This is a genomic window from Streptomyces sp. NPDC107517 (assembly GCF_055582645.1).
Genome location: NZ_JBVJPM010000012.1, coordinates 184,184 through 201,175, shown reverse-complemented (window position 1 = coordinate 201,175; position 16,992 = coordinate 184,184). Strand labels below are relative to the sequence as shown.

At 71.2% G+C, this 16,992-nt stretch carries 18 protein-coding genes; 9 read left to right on the top strand and 9 right to left on the bottom strand.

The genetic code is table 11. From position 1 onward, the window contains the following. Positions 1–341: 341 nt before the first annotated feature. Positions 342–1,871 carry a DUF3152 domain-containing protein gene (locus tag ACZ67T_RS26800; protein WP_469987523.1) on the bottom strand — a complete coding sequence of 510 codons (1,530 nt, stop codon included), beginning with the start codon at positions 1,869–1,871 and terminating at the stop codon, positions 342–344. Continuing rightward, positions 1,858–2,877 (bottom strand): alpha/beta fold hydrolase, encoded by a 1,020-nt coding sequence (locus tag ACZ67T_RS26795; protein WP_469987522.1) that lies wholly within the window; start codon positions 2,875–2,877, stop codon positions 1,858–1,860. The genes ACZ67T_RS26800 and ACZ67T_RS26795 overlap by 14 nt, the downstream gene beginning before the upstream one ends. Before the next feature lie 147 nt (positions 2,878–3,024). Between ACZ67T_RS26795 and ACZ67T_RS26790 the strand changes: the two genes are divergently transcribed. The 4 genes from ACZ67T_RS26790 to ACZ67T_RS26775 all read left to right on the top strand — a co-directional run bounded on the left by ACZ67T_RS26790 (position 3,025) and on the right by ACZ67T_RS26775 (position 4,878). Beyond that, positions 3,025–3,243, top strand: a complete 219-nt coding sequence (locus ACZ67T_RS26790) for a hypothetical protein (protein WP_100596648.1) — start codon at positions 3,025–3,027, stop codon at positions 3,241–3,243. Between the two features lie 144 nt (positions 3,244–3,387). Then, complete coding sequence (locus tag ACZ67T_RS26785) at positions 3,388–4,029, top strand: TetR/AcrR family transcriptional regulator (RefSeq protein WP_100596647.1); 642 nt, start codon at positions 3,388–3,390, stop codon at positions 4,027–4,029. Positions 4,030–4,178: 149 nt separating this feature from the next. Continuing rightward, the gene (locus ACZ67T_RS26780; protein WP_469987521.1) at positions 4,179–4,406 is read left to right on the top strand and encodes a DUF3107 domain-containing protein; all 228 of its coding nucleotides are present in this window, start codon (positions 4,179–4,181) and stop codon (positions 4,404–4,406) included. 205 nt (positions 4,407–4,611) lie between these two features. Then, positions 4,612–4,878: a hypothetical protein gene (locus ACZ67T_RS26775; protein WP_469987520.1), complete on the top strand. Its 267-nt coding sequence runs from the start codon at positions 4,612–4,614 to the stop codon at positions 4,876–4,878. Between the two features lie 28 nt (positions 4,879–4,906). Here the strand turns inward: ACZ67T_RS26775 and ACZ67T_RS26770 are convergent, their stop codons facing one another. Further along, positions 4,907–5,641: a ferritin-like fold-containing protein gene (locus ACZ67T_RS26770; RefSeq protein ID WP_469987519.1), complete on the bottom strand. Its 735-nt coding sequence runs from the start codon at positions 5,639–5,641 to the stop codon at positions 4,907–4,909. A 518-nt stretch (positions 5,642–6,159) separates the two neighbouring features. On the opposite strand from ACZ67T_RS26770, the gene ACZ67T_RS26765 reads away from it, so the two are divergent. Together ACZ67T_RS26765 and ACZ67T_RS26760 are read left to right on the top strand one after the other, a co-directional pair. Continuing rightward, positions 6,160–8,307 carry a DEAD/DEAH box helicase gene (locus ACZ67T_RS26765; RefSeq protein WP_469987518.1) on the top strand — a complete coding sequence of 716 codons (2,148 nt, stop codon included), beginning with the start codon at positions 6,160–6,162 and terminating at the stop codon, positions 8,305–8,307. A gap of 138 nt (positions 8,308–8,445) precedes the next feature. Beyond that, positions 8,446–9,327, top strand: a complete 882-nt coding sequence (locus ACZ67T_RS26760; protein WP_469987517.1) for an alpha/beta fold hydrolase — start codon at positions 8,446–8,448, stop codon at positions 9,325–9,327. Positions 9,328–9,351: 24 nt separating this feature from the next. Here the strand turns inward: ACZ67T_RS26760 and ACZ67T_RS26755 are convergent, their stop codons facing one another. Next, entirely contained in the window at positions 9,352–10,251 is a 900-nt protein-coding gene (locus tag ACZ67T_RS26755; RefSeq protein WP_469987516.1) for an NYN domain-containing protein, read from the bottom strand. Positions 10,252–10,514: 263 nt separating this feature from the next. Here ACZ67T_RS26755 and ACZ67T_RS26750 point away from each other — a divergent pair, with 263 nt between their 5' ends. After that, on the top strand, positions 10,515–10,667 hold the full coding sequence (locus ACZ67T_RS26750) for a hypothetical protein (RefSeq protein WP_165914635.1): 153 nt from the start codon (positions 10,515–10,517) through the stop codon (positions 10,665–10,667). A 122-nt stretch (positions 10,668–10,789) separates the two neighbouring features. Here ACZ67T_RS26750 and ACZ67T_RS26745 read toward each other — a convergent pair whose 3' ends face one another. From ACZ67T_RS26745 to ACZ67T_RS26730, 4 genes are all read right to left on the bottom strand, one after another. Then, positions 10,790–11,395, bottom strand: a complete 606-nt coding sequence (locus ACZ67T_RS26745) for a MarC family protein (protein WP_376257925.1) — start codon at positions 11,393–11,395, stop codon at positions 10,790–10,792. A 124-nt stretch (positions 11,396–11,519) separates the two neighbouring features. Then, positions 11,520–12,383, bottom strand: a complete 864-nt coding sequence (locus tag ACZ67T_RS26740) for a PHP domain-containing protein (RefSeq protein ID WP_469987515.1) — start codon at positions 12,381–12,383, stop codon at positions 11,520–11,522. A 95-nt stretch (positions 12,384–12,478) separates the two neighbouring features. After that, on the bottom strand, positions 12,479–13,117 hold the full coding sequence (locus ACZ67T_RS26735) for a DUF6758 family protein (protein ID WP_469987514.1): 639 nt from the start codon (positions 13,115–13,117) through the stop codon (positions 12,479–12,481). Positions 13,118–13,287: 170 nt separating this feature from the next. Then, positions 13,288–13,884, bottom strand: a complete 597-nt coding sequence (locus tag ACZ67T_RS26730) for a suppressor of fused domain protein (protein WP_469987513.1) — start codon at positions 13,882–13,884, stop codon at positions 13,288–13,290. A gap of 462 nt (positions 13,885–14,346) precedes the next feature. On the opposite strand from ACZ67T_RS26730, the gene ACZ67T_RS26725 reads away from it, so the two are divergent. Then, positions 14,347–15,462 carry a magnesium and cobalt transport protein CorA gene (locus ACZ67T_RS26725; protein WP_469987512.1) on the top strand — a complete coding sequence of 372 codons (1,116 nt, stop codon included), beginning with the start codon at positions 14,347–14,349 and terminating at the stop codon, positions 15,460–15,462. Positions 15,463–15,553: 91 nt separating this feature from the next. Then, positions 15,554–16,054 carry a hypothetical protein gene (locus tag ACZ67T_RS26720; protein WP_469987610.1) on the top strand — a complete coding sequence of 167 codons (501 nt, stop codon included), beginning with the start codon at positions 15,554–15,556 and terminating at the stop codon, positions 16,052–16,054. A gap of 19 nt (positions 16,055–16,073) precedes the next feature. On the opposite strand, the gene ACZ67T_RS26715 is transcribed toward ACZ67T_RS26720, so the two are convergent. Beyond that, a complete protein-coding gene (locus ACZ67T_RS26715) occupies positions 16,074–16,823 on the bottom strand; it encodes a hypothetical protein (RefSeq protein WP_469987511.1) in 750 nt (249 codons plus the stop codon). Positions 16,824–16,992: the final 169 nt, after the last annotated feature.

Genomic DNA, 16,992 nt, shown 5'->3' with positions numbered 1-16,992 from the left:
GGAGCCGCCGTTGGTCCGGTGGCTCAGCGGGACGAACGTATGCGGACATGCCGGTGGCGTGATGGACGGTTGTCCATCACGCCACCAAAAGGGGTGAACGGCCGTAACTTTCCCACGCGGGTAGCGTTCTGTCGCGCTACACGCCCATTCGGTCACGGAGTGTCATGCTGCGGCCAGCTCCCTGCGAGCGGTGCGTCACCGCGCGGCGACGGCCGGACCGAGCGCCGGCACGGCGGCGGGCAGCTTCCGGGTGTACGGGTCCTGCGACGCGCCGCAGAACTCGCACACGGTGCCGCACGCGGCGGCGCGTCCCTTGCGCCGCGCGATCCCCGGGCCGCGAATCAACTCTTGGGAAAGGCCCAGGGGTTGGGCTTGCAGGTGATTCCGTCGAAGGTCAGGAACTTGGTCTGCTGCTGCATGACGGGCGCGAGCGCGCCGTTCTTCGTGCAGGTCACGTGGTTGAACCCGAGCCGGTGCCCGACCTCGTGATTGATGAGCATCTGCCGGTACAGATGGATCTTGTTCCCGTACGTCGTCGATCCCTGCGCCCACCGATAGGCGTTGATCATGACGCGGTCGGTGGCGGCGGAATCGCAGGACACATTGTCCTCGGTCGTGTCGAGCCCGGATTTCTCGCACCAGACGCCGGTGGTCCCCGGGCTGGCGAGCGTAATCACGAAGTCGGGCTTTCCCGAGGAGATCCGTTCGAAAGTCCTGCCGCCGTCATGGGCCCAACTGCGGTCGTCGTTCAGGGTCTTCTGCACGGCCTGCGCGAAAAGCCCGCCGTCGAGCCCGAGCCCGTTCTCGACGTCGATCCGGTACCGGAATTTCTGCCCCTTGCCCGGCGCCTTGTCGAATCCGGGCACCGCCGTGAACTTCCCGGAGCCCTTGAGCTTGGCGGACAGGGGATACGTCTTGCCCATCTTCTGGTCGTACGTCAGCGGGATGACGGGCCGCGCCTTGCCCCCGGGGGTGGCCCGGTCGTCCGAACGCGACGCCGACCCGTTCGTCGACCGCTTGCCGGGCCCGCCCGCGGGCTGCGCCTGGGCGTCGGCCTTGTCGCCGCGCCCCTGGACGACATGTCCGGCGACGACGACGGCGAGCACCGTGGTCACGGCGGCGGCCGCGATGCCGGTGTACGTACGGCCCTTGCGCCGTTTGTCACCCGGCTCCTCGTCCTCGGCGGACCCGGCGGCGGCCTCGTCGGGTCCGCCGCCCTTCGCGTCCCGGTCGGTGACGTCGGTGTACGGGTCAAGAGAGCGCCCGGGCCGCGGCGGCTGGGCGAACGCGTCCACGTAGTCCTGCCGCGGCCTGCTGCGCGGCGCCGGCACGACCGGCGCGGCCGCGTACCCGACGCCCATCCGGGTCTCGCCCCGGGCGCCTCCCTCGAACTGCTCAGGATGCCCTCCCCGCACATGCGGAACCCCGTGCGCGGGCGTGCCCTGCGGAAATCCATGGGACGGCGTCACACGGGGCGACCCTTGAGCCGGGAAGCCGTGCGGCGGGGTCGCCTGCGGAAAGCCATGTGCGGGGGTCGCCTCGGAGAACCCACGCGACGCGGGCCCCTGCGGCGGAGCCGGCTGCGGGAAACCGCGCGGCGGAGTCGCCTGGGGAAAACCGTGCGCGGGCGTCGCCTCGGAGAGCCCGCGCGGCGGCCCGGCGTTCGGCGGTGCGCCGCGGTACGGGGCCGGCCCCGGCTGGGCCTGCCCGCGCGGTACGCCCTGCTGTGCCTGGGGTCCCGGCGTGGCGGGACGTGGGACATCGGGGGCGCCGCGTCGACGACGGCCGCGGCCTGCCGCGACCGCCTCCGCGTCGCCCGGGGGTGCGGGCGCCGGTGCCGGTGCCGGCCCCCGGCGGCTATGCCGTCCCACTCGCCGCCTCAGCTCCCCGCCCGCTCGTCCTGTCGCCCTCGGTCAGTTCCCCCGCATCCGCGAGGAGTTCACGCATCGCCGTGGCGACCGTCTCCGGATACTCCATCATCGCCACGTGCCCCGCGTCCGGCAGGGTCAGGAGCCGCGAGGAACGGAACGTCCGTGCGGCCCGCGCCGCCATCCGGTAGGACACGAGCTGATCGCGTCCACCGTAGACGAGGAGCGTGGGCGCGAGGACACGTTCGGCCTGACGCCAGAGCCCATGCTGCCCGCCCAAGGTGTACGCGTTCACGACGCCACGCGCCGAACGGGCCATCGCGTCCCAGAAATAAGGCAGTTGAAGCCGTCGCTCCATCTCCTCGACGGCCGCCCGGTACCCCTCGGGGTTGACCCGGTCGGGATCCCCGTAACAGAGCGCTGTGACGCCGCGCACCCGCTGTTCGGCGGTCCAGTCCCTGGTGAGGCGGGTGAAGAGCGAGGCCACGCCCGGTACGGCGAGCAGTGCGGTCGGTACCGCCGTGCGCTGCACGCGGATCTCGGGCAGTGCGGGCGAGACGAGTGTGAGGGTGCGCACGAGGTCGGGCCGTACGGCCGCGACCCGGGTCGTGATCGCCCCGCCGAGGGAGTTGCCGACGAGGTGGACGGCTCCGCGGCCCGCCGCGTCGAGGTGGCGGATGACGGCGCGGGCGTGCCCGGTCACCGAGTAGTCGCCGTCGTCCGGCGGCGGTGAGTCGCCGAAGCCGGGCAGGTCGAGCGCCTCGCCGTCGACGACGTCCTCCAGGAGCGGCATGAGGGCCGACCAGTTCTGGGAGGAGCCGCCGAGGCCGTGCACATACAGCGCGGGCGGCAGCCCTGCGCGGGTGCCGGGGCGGGAGCGGATGGTGAGCGTGAGCCCCGGAAGGCCGACCGAGCCGAGCCGCTCGCCCTCCGCGACCCGGACGGTGGCCGGCTTGGGCCCCACGGCCGCGACGGCGGCGGGCACACGCGGCGACTCGGTCGAAGACATGCGGGATATGTTACGAGACGATCACGCAGTGGATCGTGTGTTCGCCGTCACAGATCGCATCGCGCCCCGTTCTGGTGTCTCCTACGCTCGGATCTGGGCACTCGCCCACATGAGGACGCACAGGACACATGAGGGAAGGGAGCCGCCATGACGGTCGACCCATCCGACCCGGACACATTCGAGGCTCAGGAGGATGACGCGGAGTTCGGCGTCGAGGCCCCCGAGGCGGACGCGGCCGAGCAGCTCACGGAGCTCGCGCCGCACCGGGACGACCCTCCGGCGGACGCCGACCCGGACGCCGCGAACGAGGCGGACCGTGCCGAACAGGCCCGCGTGGTGGAGCTGGACGAGGACGACTATCGGTGACCTGCCCGTATTTGCCCGCATGCGGACGGTTTCCATAGCTGTCCGGTCCATGAAATTGTGCGTTCGCACCGCGCACACCACGGTTACCGAAAAGTACGATGGCGAAGCGGCGCACACCGCACACGGACAATCTTGGGAGGCGGCGTGACAGCCATCGAGCAGACAGAGGCAGCGCGCCCTCGGGGCACGCGCCTGCCGCGCCGTGCCCGACGCAACCAGCTCCTGGGCGCGGCCCAGGAGGTATTCGTCGCACAGGGCTACCACGCGGCGGCCATGGACGACATCGCGGAGCGGGCGGGCGTCAGCAAGCCGGTGCTCTACCAGCACTTCCCCGGCAAGCTCGACCTCTATCTGGCCCTGCTCGACCAGCACTGCGAGGCGCTCCTGCTGGCCGTGCGCACGGCACTGGCCTCCACGTCCGACAACAAGCAGCGGGTCGCGGCCACGATGGACGCGTACTTCGCCTACGTGGAGGACGAGGGCGGCGCGTTCCGCCTGGTCTTCGAGTCGGACCTGACGAACGAGCCCGCGGTGCGCGAGCGCGTGGACCGCGTCAGCCTGCAGTGCGCGGAGGCGATCTCCGACGTCATCGCCGAGGACACCGGCCTGTCCAAGGACGAGTCGATGCTGCTCGCCGTCGGCCTGGGCGGTGTGTCGCAGGTCGTGGCGCGCTACTGGCTCTCCAGCAAGTCGACGATGCCGCGCGACAAGGCCGTGCAGCTCCTGACATCCCTGGCCTGGCGGGGCATCGCCGGCTTCCCGCTGCACGGCACCGACCACCACTGACGAGGCGCGGCGCACGGCGCGCGGCGTTTGCGGTCCTGTTCGCTCCTGGCGTGCAGCGTGGACGCCGGGTACGTCCCCTCACCGGGCTAATGTGTGGTGGTACGGCGCGGTCGTCCGCGCACATCACGGATCGTCGGAGGGACAAGGCCGTGGAGGTCAAGATCGGCGTGCAGCACACGCCCCGCGAGATCGTTCTGGAGAGCGGCCAGACCGCCGAGGAAGTCGAGAGCGCGGTGTCCGAGGCACTGTCCGGCAAGGCGCAGGTGCTGACTCTGGTGGACGAGCACGGCCGCAAGGTCCTGGTGCCGGCCGAGCGCCTGGCGTACGTGGAGATCGGTGAGCCGGCGGTGCGCAAGGTGGGCTTCGGCCCGGTGTAACCACACGTTCGGCGGCACGGAAGACATAACGGGAAAGGCCCGGTGGCAGCAGCCACCGGGCCTTTCCCGTGCGTGTCCGCGACCGCCCCGGCCTTCACAGCGCGAGCACAGCGGACCCATACGGGGAGGATTGCGTTCCGCGGCCCGGGGGTACACCGGTCAAGACCGATTTGCACCACGGCCAATGCGGGAGGGACCCCACACAATGCTCCTGGAAGCGCTCGGCTCCGCCCTGCTCGGCTTCGGCCTCGCCTGGGCCGCGACGGTCCGTCTGCCCCGCCGGCTCCCGCCGCGGGCGCTCGTACTGCCGACGGGAGTCGCGGGTGCGCTCTTCGGGGCATTTCTGACCCACACCGCGCTCGGCTCCGGCCACGCCCTTGCCACGCTGATCGGAGCGGTCGTCGTGGGCGTGGCGCTCCTGTCGCTGCTGCTCCGCCCCTCTGCCCCAGTCCGCCGGTCGGCGCCGGCCTAGGCCGTGACCGGCCGGCGGTGAGACGACCTCAGGCCGCGAGCCCCAGCGCGGCCATCCTCTTGGTGTGCGCCTCGGTGATCCGCGAGAACATCCGGCCGACCTCCGCGAGGTCGAAACCGTCGGCCACGCCACCGACGAGCATCGTCGACAGGGCGTCCCGGTCGGCGACGACCCGCTGCGACTGCGAGAGCGCCTCACCCATCAGTCGCCGCGCCCACAGCGCGAGCCGCCCGCCCACGCGCGGATCGGCCTCGATCGCGGCCCGCACCTTCTCCACGGCGAAGCTGGCGTGCCCGGTGTCGTCGAGGACGGCGAGGACGAGGGAGCGGGTGTCCGAGTCGAGGCGCGCGGCCACCTCGCGGTAGAAGTCACTGGCGATCGAGTCGCCGACGTACGCCTTGACCAGGCCTTCCAGCCAGTCCGACGGCGCGGTCTGCTTGTGGAAGCCGTCGAGCGCGGCGACGAAGGGCTCCATCGCCTCGGTCGGCGCGACGCCGATCGCCGAGAGCCGGTCGTGCAGCTGCTCGAAGTGGTGGAATTCGGCGGACGCCATTTTCGCGAGCTCGGCCTTGTCGCCGAGCGTCGGCGCCAGCTTCGCGTCCTCGGCGAGCCGCTCGAAGGCGGCCAGCTCTCCGTACGCGAGTGCGCCGAGCAGATCCACGACCGCTGCGCGGTAATGGGGGTCGACGGATGCCTTCGCCCAGTCCTGGGCGGCGATTCCGGTGGGTTCGTCGGCTGCGGCGGCGGTGTCGGGCGTCTCCATGAAGCGCACAATAGCCCGCCGACCGCCGCACGGAAGTCCCTGGTCAATGACTGTGACCACGACTACGTGACCAATTCGGCCATCGCACATGCGCGATTCCGGGGTATGGTGGTAAAGAGCCCGCCGGGTACGAGCAACGCTTTTACGTGTGTGTTTGTACGCGTTTTCGACGGGCTTCATGAATGAGGATGCCCGGTCGGTGGCCCGATCGGCTCCGACCCGACAGCCCTCCGGGCGGTACGTCACACGACGTACGGCATGAGGAGGGGCCCTCAGCGGCACGAGCGCTCGAGCGTCGGCAGTGGTCCCGCGTCACCCGGCCCGCCCGCCTCTCGCTGGCGACCGGCGATCAATCGGCACGGTCACGACCCCCGCGTTCGCCTCGCACCGCGTCTCACAGAAGAGGCAACACCCTGACTACGCAGCAGCTTTCCACGTTCCGAGAGCTCGGGATCCTTCCCGAGACCGCCGAAGCCCTCGAGGCCGTCGGCATCATCAACCCCTTCCCCATCCAGGAGATGACGCTCCCCGTAGCGCTCTCCGGCACCGACGTCATCGGCCAGGCCAAGACCGGCACCGGCAAGACGCTCGGCTTCGGGCTTCCGCTCCTCGAGCGCGTCACCGTCCCCGCGGACGTCGAGGCGGGCCGGGCGCGGCCCGAGCAGCTGACCGACGCCCCGCAGGCGCTCGTCGTCGTCCCCACCCGTGAGCTGTGCCAGCAGGTCACGAACGACCTGCTGACCGCCGGCAAGGTGCGCAATGTGCGCGTCCTCGCCATATACGGCGGCCGTGCCTACGAGCCGCAGGTCGAGGCCCTCAAGAAGGGCATCGACGTCGTCGTCGGCACCCCGGGCCGTCTCCTCGACCTCGCGGGCCAGAAGAAGCTCAACCTGAAGCACATCAAGTCCCTCGTCCTCGACGAGGCCGACGAGATGCTCGACCTGGGCTTCCTGCCCGACGTCGAGAAGATCATCAACATGCTTCCGGTCAAGCGCCAGACCATGCTGTTCTCCGCGACGATGCCCGGCGCCGTCATCGGCCTGGCCCGTCGCTACATGTCGCAGCCGACGCACATCCGCGCCACCTCGCCCGACGGCGAGGGCGCCACGGTCGCGAACACCTCGCAGCACGTCTACCGCGCGCACAACATGGACAAGCCGGAGATGGTCGCGCGCATCCTGCAGGCCGAAGGCCGCGGGCTCGCGATGATCTTCTGCCGTACGAAGCGGACCGCCGCGGACATCGCCGACCAGCTGCAGAAGCGCGGCTTCGCGTCCGGCGCCGTCCACGGTGACCTCGGCCAGGGCGCGCGTGAGCAGGCCCTGCGGGCGTTCCGCAACGGCAAGGTGGACGTGCTCGTCTGCACCGACGTCGCCGCTCGCGGCATCGACGTCGAGGGTGTGACGCACGTCATCAACTACCAGTCCCCCGAGGACGAGAAGACGTACCTGCACCGCATCGGCCGTACGGGCCGCGCGGGTGCCAAGGGCATCGCGATCACGCTGGTCGACTGGGACGACATCCCGCGCTGGCAGCTGATCAACAAGGCGCTGGACCTGAAGTTCCCCGACCCGGTCGAGACGTACTCGTCGTCTCCGCACCTGTACGAGGAGCTGAACATCCCGGCCGGCACGAAGGGCGTGCTGCCGCGCGCCGAGCGCACCCGGGCCGGCCTTGCCGCCGAAGAGGTCGAGGACCTCGGCGAGACCGGCGGCCGTGGCGGGCGCGGCGGCCGAGGTGGCCGCACGGCCGCTCCGGCTCCGGTCGAGGAGCGCGAGCCGCGTCCGGCGCGTACGACGCCGCGTCGCCGTCGCCGTATCCGTAACGGCGAGCCGGTGGCCGCCCCGACGGCGAACGAGCCGAAGACGGCTCCGGCCGAGGCGGTCGCTGCCTCGGAGGCCGTGGACGCCACGGTGACGGAGCCGCGTACGCCGCGCCGTCGCCGTCGCACCCGTTCGGGCGCCGCGCCGGAGGCCGCCGTCGAGACCGCCGCCGTCGTGACAGCCGAGGCCGTCGCCGACACGGTCGAGGCGCTCGAGGCCGTGGAGACCAAGCCGAAGCGCACCCGCAAGGCAGCAGTCCCCAAGGCAGCCGCCTCCGAGGAGGTCGCCGAGACCGTCGAGGCGACGGTCCCGAGGCCGCGCCGCCGCACCCGCAAGGCCGCACAGGCCGTCGTCGACACGGTCGAGGCCGTCGAGTCGGTCGAGGCGGTCGAGGTTCCCGCGGAGGCCAAGCCCAAGCGCACCCGTAAGGCGGCGCCCAAGGCCGAGGCCGTGGCGGACACCGTCGAGGTGACGGAGGTCGCCGAGGTCAAGCCGAAGCGCACCCGCAAGGCCGCCGCCCCGAAGGCCACCGCCGACGCGGTCGTCGCCGAGGAGGCCGCCACCAAGCCGCGCCGCCGCACCCGCAAGACGGCGGAGGCTGTCGTCGACACGGTCGAGGCCGTCGAGTCGGCCGAGGCTCCCGCTCAGACCAAGCCCAAGCGCACCCGTAAGGCCGCCGCCCCCAAGGTGACCGCCGACGCGGCTGCCGAGGTCACGGAGACGAAGCCGAAGCGCACGCGCAAGGCCGCGGCCCCCAAGGCCACCGCCGACGCGTCCGCCGAGGAGGCGCCCGCCAAGCCCCGCCGCCGCACCCGCAAGGCCGCGGAGCCGACGGAGCGCTGAGCAGGACCGCGTAACGAGCAATGGCCCGGCACCCGCGAAAGCGGGGCCGGGCCATTGGCGTTCGCGGTCACGGAGGCCCCAAAGACCCCTGCTCCGTCCCCGAATGACCTGCGGCGGCGCTGCCGTTAGCCTCGTCGCATGAGTCGGCCTCCCGTTTTCGTCCCGCCGCCCGGCGCCGTCGCCCACGCCCTTCGGACCGAGCGCGGCGACTTCGCCGCCATCAGTGCCGGTCCGCAGGAGGCCGGGCACACCGGCACCGCCCTCCTGCTGCCCGGGTTCACCGGCAGCAAGGAGGACTTCATCGCCCTGCACATACCGCTCGCCGCCGCCGGGTACCGCACGGTCGCCGTGGACGGGCGCGGGCAGTACGAGTCCACGGGGCCCCTCGACGACGAATCCCCTTACGCACAGCGGGAGTTGGCCCGCGATGTGCTCGCGCAGGCGGCCGTCGTGGACGACGGGACGCCGCTGCATCTGGTGGGGCACTCGCTCGGCGGGCAGATCGCCCGGGCCGCCGTGCTGATCGACGCGACGCCGTTCGCCTCGCTCACCCTCATGTCCTCGGGCCCGGCCCAGATCTCGCCGTCGCAGCAGGAGCGCGTCAAGCTGCTGCGGGACGCGCTCGCCGTGCTCGACATGGCCCAGGTATGGGACGCGATACAGGCGCTCGACGCCCCGGAGGACACGGACACCCCGGCGGGAGCGGGCGCGGACGACGCCGCCGCCCTGCGGCACCGCTGGCTGCTCAACAGCCCGGCGCAGCTCATCGCGACCGGCCGTCAGTTGTGCACCGAGCCCGACCTGGTCGACGAGCTGGCGGCCGTCCGGCTGCCCAAGCACGTGCTGTCGGGCGAGCGCGACGACACCTGGCCGGTGCAGCTCCTCGACTCGATGGCCGTACGCCTCTCGGCCCGCAGGACCGTCGTCACGGGCGCGGAGCACTCCCCGAACACGGACCGCCCCCAGGCGACCGCGGCGGCCCTGGCGGAGTTCTGGGACCTGCACCCACCTGTGGTCTAGCCGGTCCAGCCGGCGGACGCCGTACTAGTACTGCGCCTGGAGATGGCTCCAGAAGCCGTCCCGCAGGGCGCGGCGCAGATCGGACTGCCCCCGCAGCGAGTACTGCAGCAGGGCCTCCGCCTCGACGAGCAGCTCCTGATCGACGGGCCCGGGCAGATACGGATGCCCCGGCAGCAGCTCCGCCAGCGACTCCCTGCCGCGCGCGGCGAGCCACTTGGCGGCGACCTGCGCGCCGACGAAGCGCACGTCCTCCCGCGAGGGGCGGGGCGTGCCCGCGTTCTCGTACGTCGCCGTGGCGATGCGCCGGGACACGTACGGCTTGAGGAACGCCAGGTCGAACGTGCGCTGGCTGTCGACCTCCCACCGGAGCGGGTCCGCCTGGTTGGGGCCCTCGGGCGCCTCGATGCCCCACAGGTGGACGCGTGCGCCGTAGCCCTGCGCGGCCTCGACCGCGGAGACGAGGTCCTCGTCCCCGCCGATGAGCGCGGCGTCGCTGATGGCGCGGTGCCGGGCGAGCGACTCCAGGTCCGTGCGGATCAGGGAGTCGACGCCCTTCTGCTGGTTGTTGGCGTTGAGGTTGCCGAGCCTGACCTTCACGTCGGGCAGCTCGGCGATCGACTGCTGCTCGTTCGTGTGGATGCGGCGCCGGGCGCCGTCGTACCAGTAGACGCGCAGCAGCCGGCTGTCCGCGAAGATCGTGCGGGCCTTGTCGATGAGGGCATCGACGATCCCTTCGGCGTCCAGATCGAAGGCTCTGCGGTCCTCGGTCCCGGTGACGAGGCGGCCCGCGGCGGCGTAGAGGTATCCGGCGTCCACGAAGATCGCGTGGGTGGACGGAGTCTTGGCCACTTCGGCGAGCATCCGCTTGAGCAGCTCGTTCGTACGGTCGAGCTCCGCGCGGATGGCCGTCAGATCGTCGTTCATATGCGGCCCATTGTCCCGGCCGTCACGCTGCGAACACAACCGGTCCCACTACCCGCGGGTAATTAGCCTCGCGAAAAATTTCCTTAGCGTAGGGAATGTTTGCTGGGGGCAACCCGTTGATCCCTGTAGAACGCGGGGCACTGAAGCCGCGCAATCCACTCTTAACGGTCAGGCAACCGCCTGGCCGTTCGTCGGGGCAAGACTGTTGCCCCGTACCAGTAGTTCTCCTCCAGGAGGATGACCAGACGAAGGGAGAAGCGGGTATGCGCTTCGAAATCATGCGACTCGACGATGTCGACGGAACCGCCGTGGACAGCACTGTCGTGGACGCCGCCTCCGTCAACCGGATCGTTCAGCAGGCGGCCGCCATAGGGCAGCGCCTCTACATCCGCCCGGCCGAGTCGCCGGCCTCGTAACGCGACGACGACTCCTGATACACCGTACGTAATCGAATAACACGCTGCAGAGCCCCCGTACGAGATCCGTACGGGGGCTCTTCTGTGTGCGCGGGGCGGGGCTCGGCGGCAGGGGCTCGGCGTCAGGAGCCCTGGATCACCTGGGTCACGCCGTTGATGATCTGCTGCACGGCGATCGCGGAGAGCATCATGCCCGCGAGGCGCGTCACCAGGACCACGCCGCCGTCCTTGATGACGCGGATGATCAGCAGCGAGTAGCGCATCACGAACCACAGGACGACGTGGATGGCGACGATCGCCGTCCACACCGACACCTGCGTCGCGGCACTGTCCGCCTTCTGCACGGCGAGGATGACGGACACGATCGCGCCGGGGCCCGCGAGCAGCGGCATGCCGAGCGGCACGAGCGCGACGTTCACGTCCTTGGTCTGCTTCGGTTCGTCGGTCTTGCCGGTGAGCAGGTCGAGCGCGATGAGAAGCAGCAGCAGTCCGCCCGCGATCATGAGTGCGGGGACGGAGACATGCAGGTAGTCGAGGATCTGGTGGCCCAGGAGCCCGAACACCGCGATGACGCCGAAGGCGACACAGACGGCCTGGAAGGCCATCCGCTTCTGCACCTTGGCGGGCCGGCCCGCGGTGAGCGCGAGGAAGATCGGGGTGATCCCAGGGGGGTCCATAATCACGAATAGCGTGAGAAAAAGGGATCCGAAAACAGCGACATCGAACACGGGTGTGGCCTTGCGAGTGAGGTCCGCGGGATCAGCCGGGACGCGTTGTGCGTGGGGGTGCGGTGCATGAGCCCGCACCGGGGCATGAAGGGGAGCGGCCCGCCGGATCGCGGCAGGGCGCGGGTTACGCGGTGGTTCCGCCGGCCCCCGGCACGGGGAACGCCCCGGTCGCCCGGCGCGTGATCTCCCCGTACACCTCGGGGTCGGTGGTGAACTCGCCGAGTACGCACGTCTTCCGGCTGCCGTGGTAGTCGGAGGAGCCCGTGGCCAGGAGGCCGAGGTCGGCGGCGAGGCCGCGCAGGCGGGCCCGCGTGGCCGGTTCGTGGTCCATGTGGTCGGCCTCGATGCCGTCGAGTCCGGCCGCGGCCAGGTCCGCGATCACCGACTCGGGCACGACCTGCCCGCGCTTGACGGCCGCCGGGTGCGCGAAGACGGTGACCCCGCCCGCGGCCTTGACCAGGCGGATCGCGTCGAAGGGGTCGAGTTCGTGCTTGCCGACGTACGCCCGGCCGCCGTCGGCGAGCCAGTCGGGCGTGAAGGCCTCGGAGACGGATCCGACGACGCCGAGCTCGACGAGGGCCTCCGCGACGTGCGGGCGGCCGACGGACCCGTCGCCGGCGATGCGGGCGACCTGTTCCCAGGTCACGGGCACGCCGAGGTCCTGGAGCTTGGTGACCATGCCCCGCGCGCGCGGCACCCGGTCGTCCCGTACGAGCTCGCGCTCGCGCAGCAGCTCGGGCTCGTCGGGGTCGAAAAGGTAGGCCAGCATGTGCAGGCCCACGCCGTCGAGGCGGCAGGAGAGTTCGGCGCCGGTGACGAGCGTGAGTCCGGCCGGCAGCGCGGCGAGGGCCTCCGCGTACCCGCGGCTCGTGTCGTGGTCGGTGAGCGCGACGACGTCCAGACCGGCGGCGGCCGCGTTGCGGACCAGCTCGGCCGGGGCGTCCGTGCCGTCGGAGGCGGTGGAGTGGGTGTGCAGATCGATGCGCACGCGCGTACTCCAGGCTCTGAACGGACGGAAGGGGACGCTCAAGGATAACGGGGATCCGGAGCGATCCCGTCACCCCCGTCCACCGGTATGACCCCTTACGTCAGGATGCGCGGCGACAGTGCGCCGCAGGGCACCAGATCGACCTCGGCGCCCACGTCGCGCAGGTCGGTCAGGACCAGCTCGTCGTACATCAGGAGCCCGGTCTGCTCGGGCCACACGATGGCCCACACCCACAGTCCGCGCGCCTCGCCCGCGAAGACCGCGCGGTCGTCGGGAGTGCCGGCGACGTGCCACATCGGGGTCGGGCGTCCGGCGGCCAGAACCTTGGCCTGGGGCGGCTTCTCGACGGTCATGTGCGGGCCGGGGTCGGGGCCGTCGATGCCCGCGTACCGGGCGCCGAGGCCGACGCCGAGCTCCTCCGCGACGAACAGCATCTCCCCCACGCCGCCGAGCGGCCCGGGGCCCGAGCAGGCCACGGCGGTCGCCCTGCCGCCCGTGCGGTCGTCGCCCGCGCTGACCACTCCGGTGAAGAGCCACCCGACGGGCAGCGGCCACGGCATCCACACCGGCACCTCGGCGCGGTGCGCCACGACGGTGAGCGCCTCGACGCTGGGCGGGATCACGGGCTGCAGCGGATGCACCGCCCCGTGCACGTCACACTGCCAGGAGTCGGAGAAGAGGCCGGGAGCCCTGACCCGGCCACCACACTTCGGGCAACTGGGTTCGCCCCTCATAAGGACCAACGGTCCTCCCCGACTCCCACTCCGTCAAGGACGATCACCCTTCCGAGGGCGGGACCTCGCAACGCTTCCCCGGGAAGAATCAGATGCAGCCCGCAGCAGTCAGCCGGGCCGATTCACTGCGTGTGCGCGCCGACGCTCTCCGTGCGAGCCTCGCGCGCCGGTCACTGGTCCAGCGGAACGGACCTGCGCAGCGGATCGCGCAGGTCCGTTCCGCTGTTCAGCCACTTCTCCTCGAGGGCGGCAGCGCCGTGCACCCGCTTCCACGCCGCCTCGTTCTGCGTCATCGGCAGCAGCGGCAGGAACCGTACGGGATCCAGCGGATCGTCCAGTTCCAGATCCTCCACGAGGCCCCCGGACTCCGCGACGAGCACCGATGTGAACGGGGCGCCGGGCCACAGGGGTTCGCCCACGTCGAGCGAGGCGCCCGCGGCCACGACGACACCCTCGACCTGCGGCGACGCGGCGAGTACGGCGAGGGGGCGCAGCACCTTGTCGGTGTCGGCGCGGCCGGTGCGCACCGACAGCACGAGCTCCGCGCGCGGGCCCTTGAGCGGGTCGGCGAGCGCGGACGTCGGGTCGGCCATGGGGGCGGCCGACATACCGAGCGTGGCGTAGCGCACGAGGCCGGTGTCCGCCGGGTCCGTGAAGCGCAGCACCTCGATGCGGTCGGTGCCGAGGAACGTGACCGCGGCGCGCGCGTCCGGTTCACCGAGGGCCGTACGGAGCCGGGCCTCGACCAGAGCAAGAACATCTCCCATGTCGCGAGCATAGAACTCGTATCCAATGGGTAGAGGGTGGGCTCGCTTCTCCGGTCGGCTGATAGTCTTGGCCGCTGGCAGGGGCAGCACGCCAAGCGTTGCTTTCAAGCCCCTGACCTAGATGCGTCCCCTGCGAGGGACGAGACGTCGTCCCTCACGGGGGACCGGCTGGAGGAGGTGGGGCTGCAATGGACCGAAGTCGACCGTGCAGTACCACCCGCTCTTCCGGCCACTGAGCCGCGTTTTCCCGGCTTTCCGCGCACGCTCCAGTCTGTCTGCGCACCACGGAAGAGCACTTCGTTTCCGCCTGATCTGAATCAGTAGCGAAGCCGCCACCGCGCCGGTCGCGGTGCTCCCCGCTTTGTGGACGTGCACACAGGATCCGCAGTCAGGACGTCCTCATTCCGGTTAGCGCCGACCCGTATGGCCACCGGCGGCTCCCGCCCGCGAAGGAGCCTGCCCATGTCGATGATCCGTGACCTGCGTGCCGCTGTCCGCCCCTCGCCGCGCGAGACCGGCAGCACGTCAGCCCCGTACGACACCACCCGCGACCCCTCGACGTCCACGGCCGTCGTCGACTGCGCCGTCTACCGCGACGGCGCCCGCGTCCACGACAACGACTGCCTGACGCCCCGCGGCGCGATCCGCAAGGCGCGCCGCGAGGGCGGCTTCGCCTGGATCGGGCTGCACGAGCCGACCGAGTCCGAATTCGCCGGTATCGCGGCCGAGTTCGGGCTCCACCCGCTCGCCGTCGAGGACGCCGTCCACGCCCACCAGCGCCCCAAGCTGGAGCGCTACGACGACACCCTGTTCACCGTCTTCAAGACCATCCACTACGTCGAGCACGCCGAACTCACCGCGACCAGCGAGGTCGTGGAGACCGGCGAGGTGATGTGCTTCACCGGACGGGACTTCTTCATCACCGTCCGGCACGGCGGCCAGGGCTCGCTGCGGGCGCTGCGGCACCGGCTCCAGGACGACCCCGAGTTGCTCGCCAAGGGCCCGTCCGCCGTCCTGCACGCCATCGCGGACCACGTCGTCGACGGCTATCTCGCCGTCGCCGACGCGATGCAGGACGACATCGACGAGGTCGAGACGGACGTCTTCTCGCAGACGGGCAAGGGCGCTCCGCGCGGCACCGACGCCGGGCGGATCTACCAGCTCAAGCGCGAAGTCCTGGAGTTCAAGCGGGCGGTGGCACCGCTCCAGCGGCCCATGCAACTGCTGAGCGAGCGGCCGATGCGGCTCGTCGACCCGGACATCCAGAAGTACTTCCGTGACGTCGCCGACCACCTCGCGCGCGTGCAGGAGCAGGTCGTCGGCTTCGACGAACTGCTCAACTCCATCCTCCAGGCCAACCTCGCGCAGGCGTCCGTCGCGCAGAACGAGGACATGCGCAAGATCACGTCCTGGGCGGCGATCATCGCCGTACCGACGATGGTCTGTGGCGTCTACGGGATGAACTTCGAGCACATGCCGGAGCTCCACTGGCGGTTCGGCTACCCGCTCGTCCTCGGCGTCACGGTCGGCGCCTGTTTCGCGATCCACCGCATCCTGAAGCGGAACGGGTGGCTCTGAGCCGCCCGGATAGGCTGGCGCCATGACGGATCAGGCCAGCCCCTCTCCCGACGACGACCCCTCGACGAGCCGCTCCACGGCACCTGGGCCGATGGACCAGGCCCTCGTCGAGGAGGCCACCAAGAAGTCCGGCCTCATCTGGGTACGGGGGGCCGCAGGCCCTGAGCGCGCCCTGTGGCACGTGTGGCACGAGGGCGCGGCGAACCTGGTCGGCGACGGGCCCGGCGAGCAGCCGCTCCCCGGCCTCACCGACGGCGGGGCGGCGACCGTCACCGTGCGCAGCAAGGACAAGGGCGGGCGCCTCGTGGGCTGGACGGCCGGCGTCGTCGAGCTCGCCCCGCACTCCGAGGAGTGGGAGGCGGCCGTCGCCGAGCTGAAGGGCAAGCGCCTGAACGCGCCGGACGGCGAGGCGATGCCGGAGCGCTGGGCGCGTGAGTGCCGGGTGCTCCGCCTGGAGCCGACGGGGTCCACGGTCCCGCCGTCGTCCGACGCGCTGGCCGCCGCACCGCTCGCCACGACGGCAACCACCCGCCGCGAGGCTCCCCGGGCACTCCCCCACCTCCTGCTCCGCCGCAAGCGGCGCGGGAAGTGAGGGTCCTTCCAAGAGGGCCTCAGGACGTCGGGAGCTGCGCCCCGTAGTCCACCATCTCGCCCTTGCCCGGCTCGCGGAGCGTGAAGTCCTTGCCCCAGTCGGTGAGTTGGAGCGTGCCGGCGCCGCCCGCTCGCTCCAGGCGCAGCGGGTACGGGGTGCCCTCGAGGGAGACGTCGAGGGTGCCGCCTGAGCCCTTGTCGCCGGTGAGTTCGACCGTGCGTACGCCGCCCGACGAGCCCCGGTCCCCCTTCTCCACCTTGCCGTGGAGCGTGAGCAGGCCGTCCAGGAGCGCGCCCTTGACGGTGAAGCCGCTCAGGCGTTTGTAGGCCGGGTCACCCTGCGGGACCTTGACGTACTTGCCGTCGAGCTTGTCCGCGGCGGCCGTGCCCCCCTGCTCCGTACTGCCCGAACCCTTGCCGTCCTGGTGCGTCCAGAAGTCCGCGTCGGCCTTGAGGAACAGATGCTCCTTGACCCGCAGCAGCTGGAAGGTCCGGCCGCCCGTCGTGACGGATCCCGAGCCACCCTCGTCCTTGAGCCGCATGTCGATCTTGTACGAGTGTCCGTTGCTGACGACCGTGCCGGACAGACGCACGGCACCGGCCCCCTGCGCGGCCTTGACGGTGCGGCTCTGGATCTTCGGGGCGGTCAGTTCGGCGACGCCGTTCGTGCCCGCGTCCGGATCCTCGCTGCTGCACGCCGCGAGCCCGAGGCACATCACTCCCACCAGAAAAATCCCGTGGGAACGGCGGGCCAGGGGAAGAACGGTCACGGCTCGCGCTACCTCTCGTACGGCGTCTTGCTCGGCGGCAGAACGGCAGCGTACCCGTGTCACCTGCGGTGAACGGAGCCAGTCCGTCCGGACGCAGCGCAAAGGCGCACGGGACCGGGACGGGCTAGCCTGAAACACACCTTCAGAACAAATGCGGATGTAAAGGAGG